Here is a 13,671-nt window from a genome sequence, read left to right on the forward strand (position 1 = left end):
GAAGTTACAGCACGTGCGCTGAATAAGCACCAGGATTTTCGTGAGAATACTGATTTTCACCGCAGAGCTGCCTCTCCGGTCGCTTTTCGGCTAGGTGCCGGTCGCCGCGGTGGCCGCGATCAGCGCCTCGGCGAAGGTCTCCAGCTCGTCGGCCGTGGTGTCGACGTGCGGCGAAATCCTCAGCAGGGGCGCACTCAGCTCCAGCGGCGCCCGCTGCACTCCGACGAAAGTCGTCAGGATCCGCCGCTCGGTGAGCAACCATGACCGCACCGCCAGCGGGTCGGCGCCGTCGACCGGGGCCAGCGTCGTGATGGCGCTCGGCTCCTCGACCTCTTCGACCACCGCCCACCCCGGCACGTCGGCCAGCGCCGCCCTGCTGATGCCACCGACCTTCGCCAGACCCGCCCGAACGACCTGCGGTCCGCACGCCAGATGCTCCCCCAGCGCCAGCGAAAACCCCACGCGCGCAGCGATGTTGGCTTCGCCGAAGTCAAGCTGCTGGGCCACCGGCACCGAGGACATCCACTCCGGTGCCGCCAGCCGCGGGTGCAACCGCTCCATCAGATCCGGGCGCACCGCCAGACAGCCCACCCCGCGGGGGCCGGCGATCCACTTTCGCGACGACGCATAGGTCACGTCGGCGCCCACCGCGCAGTCCACCTGGCCTAGTGCCTGGGCGGCGTCCACCACCAGTGGCAGCCCCAATTCGACGCAAAGTTGCGCGACCATCGAAAGCGGTTGCACCACACCGCTGTGGCTGGCGACCGCCGTCAGATGCACCAGGTCGGGCGGGTCTTCTTCCAGCGCCAGTGCGGCGTCGTCGAGGGCAACCCGGCCATCCTCGAGGGTCGGCAACAGACGGCGGTCGAATCCGTGGGCCGCCATCATCGCCAGGTTGGGACCGTACTCGCCCAGCAGGCAGGCCACCCGGCGGCGTTCTGCCGGCCAGCTTCCCAACAGGAGGTCCAGCGCGTTCAGCGAGCCGGTGGTGAACACCACCTCGGCGTCGGGCATGCCGCACAGCGCGGCGACCGCCGCTCGCCCGGCGTCCAGCACCGGGACGGCCGCCTCGGCCGCGACATAGCCACCGATCTCGGCCTCGTTGCGCGCGTGGCGGGCGGTGGCATCGATGACCGCGAGGCTTTGCCGCGAGCAGGCGGCACTGTCCAGGTGCAGCCCGGCCACCGGCGGGCGGGCCGCTTGCCATCGGTCGGCCAGCGAATCTTGGGTCACTTCAGCGCCAACGACAGCCCGAAGTCACCGGCTTCGTCGGTCCACCACCGGATCCTCCGCAGCCCGGCGCCGGCCAACTCGGCGCTCACCCCGTCTGGCCGGAACTTGGATGACACCTCGGTGAGCATTTCCTCGCCGGCGGCGAAGTCGACGGTCAGGTCGAGCGCACCGACGCGCACCCGCTGGGGGCTGTCGGCGCGCAGCCACATCTCGATCCGTTCCTCGTCGCCGTTCCAGCGGGCGACATGCCGGTAGGCCTCGACGTCGAAATCGGCGTCGAGCTGCCGGTTGATCACTGCGAGCACGTTGCGGTTGAAGCGGGCCGTCACCCCGGCGGCGTCGTCGTAGGCACGCACCAGCCGGCCGGTGTCCTTGACCAGGTCGGTGCCCAGCAGCAGGCTGTCGCCCGGCCGCATCACCGCGGCCAACGTCGAGAGGAATTCCGCGCGCGGCTCGGGCGTGAGATTGCCGATGGTCGACCCCAAGAACACGAACAACCGTCGCCCGCCGTCGGGAATCTCGGTCAGGTGTTCCTCGAAGTCCCCACAGACCGCGTTGATTTCGACGCCCGGGTACTCGCGCTGGATGGCGGCCGCGGTCGCGGACAGCACGCTGGCGTCGACGTCGAACGGCACGAATCCGCGCAACGATCCGCGGTCGCGCAGCGCATCCAGCAGCCGCCGCGTCTTCTCCGATGTCCCGGCGCCCAATTCGACCAAGGTGTCGGCCTCGCTGGCCGACGCGATCTCGGCGGAGCGGGCGCGCAGGATCTCGGCCTCGGCGCGGGTCGGATAGTACTCGGGTAACCGGGTGATCTGATCGAACAGGTCGCTGCCCACCGAGTCGTAGAACCACTTGGGCGGCAAGCACTTCGGTGTCTGGCGCAGGCCGTCGAGCACGTCGCGACGCAACGCGTGATACGCCGAGTCGGCGGCGAGGTGGTTGGACAGCGTCAGCGTCATCGTCGAGATCCTTTCGGGTGAGTGAGCGGCGTCAACGTGACCCCTTGCGCGGTGACCTCGACGAGGTGGCGGTCCGGCACGTCGTCCCAGTCGGGCGCGTCGTCGTACGGCTCGCTGGCCAGCACCACCCCGTCGTCGCGGCGCAGGATGGACAAGGTGTCGCCCCAGACCGTAGCCAGGAGACGAGAGCCATTGGCGGCCAATATATTTAGGCGCGCGAGCGGGTCGGCCATTCCTATTTCGGCGATGGTGTCGCCCAAGGTGTCGAGCCCACGGTCGAAGATGGTGGCCGCCAGAATGGCGCTGTCGCAGACCGATTCGGCCGACGACGTGGGCGGCAGCACGGCGCGGTCGACAATTCCGTTGTGCGACAACAGCCACCGGCCGTCGGTGAACGGCGCCGACGCGCTGGCCTCGATCGGCATGCCGACGGTCGCCGACCGCACCGCGGCCACGATGCAGTGGCTGTGCAGCGCCGGCGCGACGGAGTCGAAGGACACCTCACCCCACAGCGGCGCCTGGCTGCGCCACCGCCTCGGCAGGTCGCGGTCGAAAAACCCGACGCCCCAGCCGTCGGCGTTCATCAGGCCGTGCTTCTGCCGGCGCGGCGCGTAGGACTGCACCCGCAGGCCATGGGGCGGGTCGAGCACCAGCGAGGAGACCGCGACGTCGGCGCCCAGCCAGCCGAGGTGACGACACATCAGGGGCGATCCTCCGCCACGTCCCACGCCAGGCGGACGCCGGAGAAGATCTGCCGGCGGATCGGATGATCCCAGTTGCGGAAGCTGGGCCGCAGGATGGCGGACTCGACGGCCCACGAGCCGCCGCGCAGCACCCGGTAGTCACCGTCGAAGAACGGTTGCGAGTAGCGCTCGTAGATCATCGGGACGAACCCCGGCCATGGACGCAGCGGCGAGGTGGTCCATTCCCAGACGTCGCCCAGCATCTGCTCCACCCCGTAGGCCGAGGCACCGGCCGGGTAGGCGCCGACGGGCGCCGGACGCAGCGCGGTGCCCCCGAGATTCGCCAGTGCGGCAGACGGCTCCTGGGCCCCCCACGGATACCGGCGCCGGGTGTCGGTCGACGGATCCCACGCGCAGGCCTTCTCCCATTCGATTTCGGTGGGCAGCCGTGCGCCGGCCCAGGCCGCATATGCCTCGGCCTCGAAGTAGGTGACGTGCTGCACCGGCTCGTCGGCCGGAATGTCCTCGATGTAGCCGAATCGGACGCGCGTTTGACCGTCGGCGCTCCAGAACTGCGGCGCGGTCAGTCCCGCGGCCTGGCGATGCTCCCAGCCGCGCTCGGACCACCACCGCGCGTCGTGGTAGCCGCCGTCGTCGATGAACGCTCGCCATTCGCCGTTGGTGACGGGGACCCGGCCGATCCGGAACGACGGGACGTCGACGACGTGCGCCGGACGTTCGTTATCCAGCGAGTACGGCTCGGTCGCGGCGTCCACACCCAGCACGAAGGGGCCGCCCGGGATCAGCACCGACGTCCCGGTCAGTCCGGGCCGGCCCGGGGGCACGGCGGCGTCGCGCAGCAGCGGAGCGCCGGTGCGCAGGTTCAGCGCCTGCAGCATCGTCTCGTCGTGCTGGTTTTCGTGGCTGGCCATCATTCCGTAGGCGAAGGTGCTGGCCTCATCGGGCAGCGCATCGAGGGCGTCCAGGGCCGCGGACCGCACCGTCCGGCAGTACGATCGCGCGCGGTCGGGGGACAGCAGCGGCAGCTCGACGCGGCTGGCGCGGGAGTGTTCGAAGGCGTCGTAGAGGGCCTCGACCGCCGGCGAAAGCATCCCGGGCCGGGCCGGATCGCCACCGCGCAACAGCCAGAACTCTTCTTGCTGACCGATGTGCGCCAGGTCCCATACCAGCGGGCTCATCAACGGGTCGTACTGGCGGCACAGCTCAGCGTCGTCGAACTCGACGAGCCGCAGCGTCCGCGCCCGCGCCCGCGCCAGATCGTCGGCGAGCCTCTCCCGTGAAGTCACGACCCCCCTTGGGTCAACGTCGCGGCCTGCGAGACCGTCGCCGCGATCCCGTGTTCGATCACCTGGTCGGAGAAGTCGTCGCCGGGACATCGGCCCTGCTCGACGGTGTGGACCAGCCGCTGCATCGCGTCGGCGAGCTCGGCGGGAGCCCGGTCGGCGGCGACGGCGACGCACGCGTTGGCCGCCTCGTACAGCCGCCGGTCACGCAGGCCGGCCCGGGCCGCGACATCCCACGCCGTGGCCACGGGTTCGACGGCCCGAGCCGCGATGTCGGCGGCCACCGGGTCGTCGAGCAAGGTCACTAGCGTGAACACCACGGCCGGCCAGAAGGCGTCCGGCAGGGCGTCGAGATAGCGGATCTCCAGCCACCGCCTGGGACGCACCGGCGGGAACAGCGTGGTCAGGTGGTATTCCAGGTCGGCGGTGGTGGGGCGGCGATCGCCGAGCAACACCCGCCCGTCCACCCAGTCGGCGAACGGCACCCACCGCGTGACCGCCACGGCGTCGTCGGGATTGTGCACCATCATCACGGGAGCCTTGAGCGCATAGCGCGCCCAGTCCGTGCCGGGATCGTCGCCGCTGGCACCCAGGATGGGACCGCAGCGCGCCGAGTCCATCCGCCCCCACACCCGCTGCCGGCTCGAGGCCCAACCGGTGAACTCGCCGCCCAGCATCGGGGAGTTGGCGGCAATGGCGATCATCGTCGGTCCCAGCGCGTGCGCCAGCCGCACCCGCGCCGCCCATCCGTCTTGCGGCCCGGCGTCCACGTTGACCTGAATCGACGCCGTCGACGTCATCATCGCCGCGCCCGCCTCCCCGGAGTGGCTGGCGCCGAAGAACTCCTCCATGGCGCGGTAGCGGGCGCCCGGGTTGATGCGCTTGGGCGGGCGCAGCGGGTCCGCCCCGAGGAAAACCAGGCCCAGCCCGGCGTCCGCGAACGCCGACCGCAGTACGGCCTGGTCGCGGCGCATCGCGTCGATCGCGGCCGCCACACCGTCGACGGGCGGCCCCGAGAGTTCGACGGCGCCGCCGGGTTCGACGGTGACGGCGCTGCCGCCGGAGAGCTTAGGGAGCTGCTTAAGGACGTCGGATATTTCGCCCCAGCGCGGCCTGCGGTGCGGGTCGGCCGGATCGTGGCAATGCCCTTCCAGCTCGAGGCCGACGTAGCGTAGCGGGCCGTCGGCCAGGCAGCCGTCGGCGATGTACTTCGCTGCGGCGGCGGAGTCGGCCATTTCCGCTCGGGCGGCGCTGACAGCGGCGAAGGCCATATCACGATCCCTTCGGGCCCGGGCCGAAGTCGCGGACCGCTTGTTGCGCAGCTGACGGAAAGATAATTGCCACTACTTCATCTTGCAGATCGCACCGACATATTCCCGTCCCCGCGGAATCTCCACGCGCGGCCTGCCCGGGTTCACGCTATTGACCCAGCGCATTCTGCATGGCCCCGGCCAGCACGTTGACCGCGGGACCCGCGTTGCCAGACTGGCAGACTTTCGCCTGCAACAACACGTTTTCACGCAGCCTGGTTTGATCGAAGCAGCGCCGGTCGGTGCCGGCCTCCTGCTTCGTCCAGTTCGCATCGGTGCCCGTCGCCGGCCCGCCATCGAACGACCACACCTGGGTGATCCCGTTGTCCAGGTGCATCGCGGTGGTCTGGCCCGAGCAACCGACGGTCCGGTCCACCACGCGATGAAAGGCCCGTCCCGCGGCGTCGTTGGTGGCGAACACCCCGACCGCCTGCTTGACGTAGTGAGCCTGGTCGCCGGCCGACGTCTGGGTGGTCGCCCCGTTGAACGAGGCCAGGTCCGGGTCGCCATAGACCTCAGGCAGACCGATGTCGGCCCAGTTGTTGCACACCGGCGCATCCACGGAGTAGCCCTGGAACGGCTGCGTGAACGTCGACTCCCAGCCCATCGGCCCGCCGACGATGTTGCCGACCGATCCCTTGCCGAGGACGGCGTAATTCACCACCCCCGGCTCCGACGGGTGCGCGCCCGCGACCGGAATCGCCAGCGCTCCACCGACGGCCACACCGACGGCCACCAGCGCGGCGGAGATACGCATCGTGACGGCTAAACCTTGGCCGAGACTTCGACGTCGACGTTGCCGCGGGTGGCCTTGGAATACGGGCAGACCTGATGGGCCTGCTGCACCAGGTCGTCGGCCACGCCCTGTTCCAGGCCGGGCAGGTAGCCGACGATCTTGCCGGTGAGCCCGAATCCGCCGGCCGAGTCCTTGCCGAACCCGATCTGCACGGTCACGTTGGTGGCGTCATCGAGCTTGGCCTTCGCCTTGCCGGCCACCAGGCGCAGCGCGCCCAGGAAGCACGCCGCGTACCCGGCGGAAAACAACTGCTCGGGGTTGGTGCCTTCGCCGCTGCCGCCCATCGCCTGCGGCGGCCGGGTGTCCAGGTCGATGCGGCCATCGGCCGACTTCACGTGGCCGTCGCGGCCACCGCCCGTCGCCGTGGATTCCGTGGTGTAAACGACTTCAATGGTCATGAACGTCGATCATGCCAGGGACGCCGTTCGGCAGTCAGGGCCCTGCGGCAAGGGATTTCGACGCCCTATCGGGCGGCGCTACGGGCGCGGCGTGCCCGGCGTGTTCGGGGCCGGCGCCGGGGCGCTGGTCGTCGGCGACTGGCTGGGTCCGCCCGGGCCGCCGGGCCCGCCAGGACCGTAACCGGGCGGCGGGCCGCCCGGACCGAAGCCCGGCGGTGGACCGTACGGCGCCATGCCGGGGCCGCCGGGACCCCCGTACTGCCAGGGTCCGCCGCCCGGGCCCCACGGACCGCCGGGCTTGTACATCATGTCGTGGTGGGAGCGGTGGTAGCAGTGATGGCCGATCCCGAACACCATGGCGCCGGCGAAGAAGACGGTCGAGAGGATGAAGACGATTCCCGCGACGATCACCACCCACGCCGCGGCCAGATAAAGCCTGGGGAGCCTGAGCGGCTCGTGGGCCAGCGGGCGCGGCGTGGCCGCGGCGCCGGAAGTCGGGTGCGTTGACGGTTCGGGTGTTTCGGTCATGACTTGAATACTGCCCTTGCCCGCAACCGGGACAACAGGCTCGCGCGGCAATTGTTGCTGTGAATTGCCCTATCGGTTGTCAAACGACGCGCAGCCCGGCGCTACGTGAGCGCCGGGCTGCTAGTTGTGGGCTATGAACCCGCCGGGTCGCTACGGCGTCCTCGACGGAACGACCGACGACGGGATCTGGCTGGGTCCCGGGGCACCGGGGGTCGCCGATGCGGGTGCGCCACCCTGGACCGCCCCGGGGCCGCCACCCGGACCACCCTGGCCACCCTGGCCTCCGGGTCCGCCGAAGCGGTGCGGGTGCATGAACGCCGCGTGGTGCTTGTGGTGGTGGCCGCCGCCGTGGTGACCGGCGTGCCTGCCGAGGATGAAGCCGGTGAAGAAGATGACCGCGATGATGAACACGATCCCGGCGACGATCGCGACCCAGGCCGCGATTTTGAAGACCCAGAAGGTCCGGATTGGCGCTGCCTCGGCCGCGGCTGCGGCCGCCGGTGCAGCTGCGGACGACGTCCGCACAGTGGGGGTGTCAGATGTTTCACTCATGAGACAAATGATGCGGGGGTTAACAGTGGATCCCGCTATGCGCTACTTAAGTAGCAGCTATGAGCCGAAATCGCTCTCACCTGGCCAAACCGTGTACGGGCGGCTAATCGGGCTTGAACGGGTTGACCGCGAACTGGCACTGCGCGCTGGCTGACTCAAGCTGCGGCGGTTGCGCGAGTAAGCGCTGGTCAGGCCAGTCTCCTCAGCGCTCGTCCGCCGCGGCCTTGCGGCGATGTCGACGGCACCGAATAAGGCGTGCACCGTAGTTATCTCGCCCATCCGGACCGCATTACTGACTACGTCGAGGCGGGCCGCCACATCCGTACGACCGAGGAGCACATCGAGGCTGCGATTAAGGAACTGCGGCCAGGTAGTCAGCCTGCGAGTAAGCGGCTCGGAGTGACAGCGGCGTCTATGCCTCAGGCGGGCCCAACCGGCTGGCTCTAGGCCTTTTTGTGCTTGTCTGGGCAGTATTCCGCGATGGCAGCGAGGACGAATAGCTTGGCTTGAGCCTGGTCCATCCGTAGTTTCAATTGGTCCATCTCATCGTCCTGGGTGTACCCGGCATCAAGATCTTGGCACATCGTGCGCCCCATATTCCCGGTCTGGGACGTAGTACCAAGGTGGATGCCGTTCGACGCCAGGTAGTTGGTAAATTCTGCGTCCTTGTTGTCGGCGCTGGCGACCGCCGCGGGCACCAGCATCAGGGCCATTACGGCGCCGAGCATGCACTCACACATCTTCTTTGTCATTTTCTCCACCCACTTTCAACGCTCACATCACGCCGGAACGAGACAGGGCACCCGAAGCAGCGCGTCGAGTTCCCACTACGTCGTGTGTTTCCCTGCGATCGGGGTTTCTGATCGGCAAATCCAAAGTTCAACCAGCCGTTCATCTCTGGTTTCGGCCGAGTTCCATTTAGATCGCACAGTCCAAGCAGGACGGAGGGCGGAAAATAGGACTCTAATCGGGCTTGAACGGGTTGACCGCGAACTGGATCACGCGGTACGGGGCGCTCGACCGGGCCCGGGTGTCCCACTGGCTTACGAATATCCGCAGCTCATCGAGGGTGGATCCGGGCGAGATATAGCCGCCGTACGGCTGCGCCAGCCGGTTGTCGTACGGGGGCGGCAGGCTTTCCGCCGGATCGGGCCACTCGTCGTGCTGCACCACGGTCGTCACCGGCGCGGCGCCCAGCGACGTCGGGTCGTTGGCGACGCGGACCTCCATGTTGCCGGTGCTGGCGTTGAAATACGACAGCACGGCCTTGCCGTCGATCTGCCTGATGCTCATCTCGCCCACCTGGTCGGGCCACAGCGGCGTCGGGGGCTTGTTCCACCCCCCCTCGGCCGACCAGCCCTGCCAGCGGGACCGGTCGGTGAACGATTGCGGCGTGGCCCGGTACAGCAACACCGACGCCCTGCGGGTGAAGCCGTTGGCCACGATGTACACCCAGCCGCTGGGGGAATCGGCAGTGGGGATCGGGTCGTAATACCCGCTGATCTGGCTCTGCGAGCCGCCTTGATAGGTGCCGTCGCGGCGGGATCCCGGGACGGTCTGCCAACCGCCGCGCGCCGGCTCGGCCGTCACCAGCCGCGAGTTCTGCGGCTCGAGGTTTTTCGTGGTGGTGACCATCAGGTAGTTGCGTCGGTTGATCTGCACCACCCCGGCGGGCAGTTGCGAAGCCCCCGGCGGCGTGGGGTCGGCGAGCAACGGCTTTCCGATGCCGGTGACGCCGGTGTAGCGCACCCCGGCGGGGTCGTCGACCGACGCGGTGTCGACGTGCAGCGCGACCGGCGAATACCAGCCGCCGAACCCGACACCCTGGCCCGCGAAACTGTCCCCGCACACCTGCAACAGCTCGGCGGGGAACTCGACGAACTCGCACAGGTCCGTGGCCCCGATGCCGTAATCGCCGGTGGGGGTCCCGGTCCCGGCCGTCGGGCCGATCCGCAACACCTGACCGGGTGCCAGCGGCTGCAGGATCGGTTCGGGGGTCGGGGCCGGCGGATCGGCACGCGCGACGTCAGTCCAGGAAACACCCCAAAAGCATTGCGGCGCAAGCAATGCCAATATGAGCAGCGAGCACCGCGTCGCGGAGCTCACCCGCGGATTCACAACCGAGCGGCCAGCAGCTCGGCGATCTGGATGGTGTTCAGCGCCGCCCCCTTGCGCAGGTTGTCCCCCGAGACGAACAACGCCAGGCCGCGCCCGTCGGGCACACCCGGGTCCTGCCGGATCCGGCCCACCAGCGATTCGTCGACGCCGGCGGCGGCCAGCGGCGTCGGCACGTCGGCCACCTTGACGCCCGGCGCCCCGTCGAGCAGCTCACGGGCGCGCTCGGGCGAGAGCGGCCGGGCGAATTCGGCGTTGATCGAGAGCGAGTGCCCGGTAAACACCGGGACCCGCACGCAGGTCCCGCTCACCAGCAGGTCGGGGATGCCGAGGATCTTGCGGCTCTCGTGACGCAGCTTCTGGTCCTCGTCGGTTTCCCCGGACTCGTCGTCGACCAGCGACCCGGCCAGCGGCACCACGTTGAACGCGATCGGCGCCACGTAGGTCTTCGGCGGCGGGAAGTCGAGCGCGCCGCCGTCGTACACCAACCGCTCGGCGTCGCCGGCGACGGCGCGCGCCTGCTCGGCCAGCTCGGCCACCCCGGCCAGCCCGCTGCCCGACACCGCCTGGTAGGTCGAGGCCACCAGGCGCACCAGCTGGGCCTCGTCGTGCAGCACCTTGAGCACCGGCATCGCGGCCATGGTGGTGCAGTTCGGGTTGGCGATGATGCCCTTGGGTAGAGGGAGGGCGTCGCGCACATCCCTGTTGTAGTTGACCTCGGAGACCACCAACGGGACCTCGGGGTCCTTGCGCCAGGCCGACGAGTTGTCGATCACCGTCACACCGGCGGCAGCGAACCGCGGCGCCTGCACCAGCGACGTCGTCTTGCCAGCGGAGAACAGCGCGATGTCCAGGCCGGTCGGGTCGGCCGTCTCCGCGTCTTCGACCTCGATCTCCTGGCCGCGGAATTCCAGCTTGCGACCCTGCGAGCGCGCCGACGCGAAGAACCGCACGGACCCGCCACTCTCCCGCGCCGGGAAGTCTCGCTCCTCGAGCAGCGTCCGCATCACCTGGCCCACCTGACCGGTGGCGCCCACGACCCCTATTGACAAGCCAATCGAAACCATTACCGCCCCGTCCCCGCATACACGGTCGCCGACTCCTCGCCGCCGAGCCCGAACGCCTCGTGTAACGCCACGACCGCCTTGTCTAGTTCGGTGTCGCGGCACAGCACCGAGATGCGGATCTCGGAGGTGGAGATCAGCTCGATGTTGACGCCCACCGCGGCCAGCGCCTCACAGAACGTCGCGGTGACCCCGGGATGGCTGCGCATGCCCGCCCCGACCAGCGACACCTTGCCGATGTGGTCGTCGTAGAGCAGCTGGGTGAACCCGATCTCGCCCTTGAGCGAGTCGAGCTTTTCCACCGCGGTGGGTCCGCTGTCGCGCGAGCAGGTGAAGGTGATGTCGGTCTTGCCGTCCTCGACCTTGGAGACGTTCTGCAACACCATGTCGATGTTGACGTCGGCGTCGGCGACGGCCCGGAACACCTTGGCCGCATAGCCGGGGATGTCGGGGATCCCGACGATGGTCACCTTGGCCTCGCTGCGATCGTGCGCGACGCCGGTCAGAATGGGGTCTTCCATGGGTGTGTTGTCCTTGATCGATCCCTTGACGACGGTGCCCGTTTTGTCCGAATACGACGACCGGACGTGCACCGGAATGTTGTAGCGGCGAGCGTATTCCACGCAGCGCAGCATGAGCACCTTGGCGCCGCAGGCCGCCATTTCGAGCATCTCCTCGAACGTCACGGCGTCAAGCTTGCGGGCGTTGTGCACGATCCGCGGGTCCGCGCTGAAGATGCCATCGACGTCGGTGTAAATCTCGCAAACGTCGGCGCCCAGCGCCGCGGCCAGCGCGACCGCGGTGGTGTCCGAGCCGCCGCGACCCAGCGTGGTGACGTCCCGGGTGTCCTGGCTGACCCCCTGGAAGCCCGCGACCAACACAATGAATCCCTCGTCCAGCGCGGTTTGCAGCCGTCCCGGGGTGACCTCGATGATCTTGGCGTTGCCGTGGGTGCCGGTGGTGATCACGCCGGCCTGCGAACCGGTGAACGAGCGGGCCTGCGCGCCCAGCGATTCAATCGCCATGGCCACCAACGCGTTGGAGATGCGTTCGCCGGCCGTCAGCAGCATGTCGAGTTCGCGAGGCGGCGGTGCCGGGCACACCTGCTGGGCCAGGTCCAGCAGGTCGTCGGTGATGTCGCCCATCGCCGACACCACCACGACGACGTCGTTGCCCTGCTTCTTGGCGGCGACGATGCGCTCGGCAACGCGGCGGATCCGGTCGGCGTCAGACACCGAGGATCCGCCGTATTTCTGCACGACGAGCGCCACTGTTGTTCTTCCGGTGGGGTGTAGGTCCACAACAGAATACGTGTGACGGCGCGTCGCGCTCGCCGCCGCCGACCTGTTGAGTTGAGGTTGGCGACGACGGCCCACGTGGCGATGGCCGACCCGAGCGACGTCCAGTAGCCGTAGCGTTTGTAGATCTCGTTGGCCCAGCGGGCCTGGGCTTCCAGGTCGCCGACATCGGTCGAGACCCGCGGGTCGCTGGCGTTGCGAATCGAGCACCACTGCGGCGGGTCCGCAACGTCGGCCAGCGCCAGCGGCAGCGTGGCGTCGTCCATTTCCTCGGTTCGGGCGTCGGGGTAGTTGCGGGCGATCCCGAACGAGTCGTCGGTGTTGGCGAAGCCGAAGTGTCCACGGTTTCCACACCGCCCCGCGCCGCGCCGAAGGTCAGCGCCGCCGGATGTGGCGCGATTGCGTGGGCAGACGCGCGCCACATCCGGGTGGTCTGCGGTGGGTGCTAGGACGAAACCATCTGGATCGCCCAGAAGTCGCTGGCTAGGTGCGCCCCGTTGATCGGCGAGCTGTCCGGGCTGGACTTGGATCCCGTCACATACTCGTAAGGCATGTAGAAGTAGCCGTGGTCGCCCCACGACGATCCCCACGAGTTCCGAATAATCAAGTGGCCCTTAGGGTTTGAGTAGCCGACAGCGAGAACAGCGTGGCCGCCGACCGTGGCCTCACCTGGTTTGGGCAACGGCAGCACGCCGGTTTGGGCGACGGCCTGCGATTCGAAACTCTGGTACACGGTGAACCCGAACACCACCGCGAGATTCGAGGCGATCGCGTCCTTGAGGTCCCCCAGCGTCTTGATCGCCTCGTACTGCACCGCCTTGTCTTTCTTCGCGGCCACATAGCAGCGCTTCGGCGGCTTCACCGTGAAGACGCCGATGTCGTAGGGCCACAACGTCTCCGGGCACACGCCGTCCAAGTTGACCACCTTGATGCCGTCCCTGATGACGGCGCCGGAGTCGCTGGACACGGTACCTTCGAGCGCTCGTTCGTTGTAGTAGATGAACAACCGCGAAGGAATGAAGTCGGAAAGCCCCTGCCGGTCCCGCTCGTACTCCATCGCGGCGGCGATGGCGTTTCCGGTGCACGACCCGAGCTGACCCTGGTCGTAGACGGGCGGCATCGATGGGCGCAGGTCGTACTCGGCGGGCGGCATGTCCTTGAGCCTGGCCATGTACAGCATGTCGCGGGCATCCGGTAGCTGTGGGCGCCAGCCGAAACCACGCACGTGGCTCCAGTCCTGTGCTTCCTCGTCGCCGTTGACGCGGCTGGGCTCTTTCAAAACGGTCATCGCATCCTCCTGGTCTTCGGTGGTGCGTCGACCGTAGGGCGGCAACCGCGGCTTGGCATGCGTAGTGGACCACCTGTTTTCTCGGCGGGTAGGCCTGCGTACAGGTAGCGCATTACTCATGCGGGCCCCGGCGTCGCCGA

14 protein-coding genes are annotated in these 13,671 nt (G+C 68.6%); all 14 read right to left on the reverse strand.

The features are described from left to right. Window positions 1-90: 90 nt before the first annotated feature. The 14 genes from egtE to A5764_RS23395 all read right to left on the reverse strand — a co-directional run bounded on the left by egtE (window position 91) and on the right by A5764_RS23395 (window position 13,531). Complete coding sequence (gene egtE / locus A5764_RS23330; RefSeq protein ID WP_067117907.1) at window positions 91-1,233, reverse strand: ergothioneine biosynthesis PLP-dependent enzyme EgtE; 1,143 nt, start codon at window positions 1,231-1,233, stop codon at window positions 91-93. Further along, window positions 1,230-2,195 carry an L-histidine N(alpha)-methyltransferase gene (egtD, locus tag A5764_RS23335; RefSeq protein WP_067117910.1) on the reverse strand — a complete coding sequence of 322 codons (966 nt, stop codon included), beginning with the start codon at window positions 2,193-2,195 and terminating at the stop codon, window positions 1,230-1,232. The genes egtE and egtD overlap by 4 nt, the downstream gene beginning before the upstream one ends. Next, window positions 2,192-2,896, reverse strand: coding sequence for an ergothioneine biosynthesis protein EgtC (gene egtC, locus A5764_RS23340; protein ID WP_067117913.1), 705 nt, complete (start codon window positions 2,894-2,896; stop codon window positions 2,192-2,194). Before egtC ends, egtD begins: the two co-directional genes overlap by 4 nt. Then, complete coding sequence (gene egtB / locus A5764_RS23345) at window positions 2,896-4,185, reverse strand: ergothioneine biosynthesis protein EgtB (protein WP_067117916.1); 1,290 nt, start codon at window positions 4,183-4,185, stop codon at window positions 2,896-2,898. The genes egtC and egtB overlap by 1 nt, the downstream gene beginning before the upstream one ends. Further along, window positions 4,182-5,453, reverse strand: coding sequence for an ergothioneine biosynthesis glutamate--cysteine ligase EgtA (gene egtA, locus A5764_RS23350; protein WP_067117919.1), 1,272 nt, complete (start codon window positions 5,451-5,453; stop codon window positions 4,182-4,184). The genes egtB and egtA overlap by 4 nt, the downstream gene beginning before the upstream one ends. 148 nt (window positions 5,454-5,601) lie before the next feature. Further along, entirely contained in the window at window positions 5,602-6,249 is a 648-nt protein-coding gene (locus A5764_RS23355; protein ID WP_067117922.1) for a sensor domain-containing protein, read from the reverse strand. An 8-nt stretch (window positions 6,250-6,257) separates the two neighbouring features. Then, window positions 6,258-6,686, reverse strand: coding sequence for an organic hydroperoxide resistance protein (locus A5764_RS23360; protein ID WP_067117925.1), 429 nt, complete (start codon window positions 6,684-6,686; stop codon window positions 6,258-6,260). 78 nt (window positions 6,687-6,764) lie between these two features. After that, window positions 6,765-7,214, reverse strand: a complete 450-nt coding sequence (locus A5764_RS23365; protein WP_067117928.1) for a hypothetical protein — start codon at window positions 7,212-7,214, stop codon at window positions 6,765-6,767. Between the two features lie 150 nt (window positions 7,215-7,364). Beyond that, window positions 7,365-7,766, reverse strand: a complete 402-nt coding sequence (locus tag A5764_RS23370; protein WP_067117933.1) for a hypothetical protein — start codon at window positions 7,764-7,766, stop codon at window positions 7,365-7,367. A 443-nt stretch (window positions 7,767-8,209) separates the two neighbouring features. Then, window positions 8,210-8,518 carry a DUF732 domain-containing protein gene (locus tag A5764_RS23375; protein ID WP_067117936.1) on the reverse strand — a complete coding sequence of 103 codons (309 nt, stop codon included), beginning with the start codon at window positions 8,516-8,518 and terminating at the stop codon, window positions 8,210-8,212. A 211-nt stretch (window positions 8,519-8,729) separates the two neighbouring features. After that, a complete protein-coding gene (locus A5764_RS23380; RefSeq protein ID WP_067117940.1) occupies window positions 8,730-9,884 on the reverse strand; it encodes a DUF4185 domain-containing protein in 1,155 nt (384 codons plus the stop codon). Beyond that, window positions 9,881-10,939, reverse strand: a complete 1,059-nt coding sequence (locus tag A5764_RS23385) for an aspartate-semialdehyde dehydrogenase (protein WP_156664838.1) — start codon at window positions 10,937-10,939, stop codon at window positions 9,881-9,883. Before A5764_RS23385 ends, A5764_RS23380 begins: the two co-directional genes overlap by 4 nt. Window positions 10,940-10,947: 8 nt before the next feature. Beyond that, the gene (locus A5764_RS23390) at window positions 10,948-12,216 is read right to left on the reverse strand and encodes an aspartate kinase (protein ID WP_067117945.1); all 1,269 of its coding nucleotides are present in this window, start codon (window positions 12,214-12,216) and stop codon (window positions 10,948-10,950) included. A gap of 472 nt (window positions 12,217-12,688) precedes the next feature. After that, a complete protein-coding gene (locus A5764_RS23395; protein WP_082951861.1) occupies window positions 12,689-13,531 on the reverse strand; it encodes a C1 family peptidase in 843 nt (280 codons plus the stop codon). Between the last annotated feature and the right edge of the window lie 140 nt (window positions 13,532-13,671).

Origin of the sequence: Mycobacterium sp. 852002-51057_SCH5723018, from assembly GCF_001667035.1 — a bacterium.
In the GTDB taxonomy this organism is placed as follows: domain Bacteria; phylum Actinomycetota; class Actinomycetes; order Mycobacteriales; family Mycobacteriaceae; genus Mycobacterium.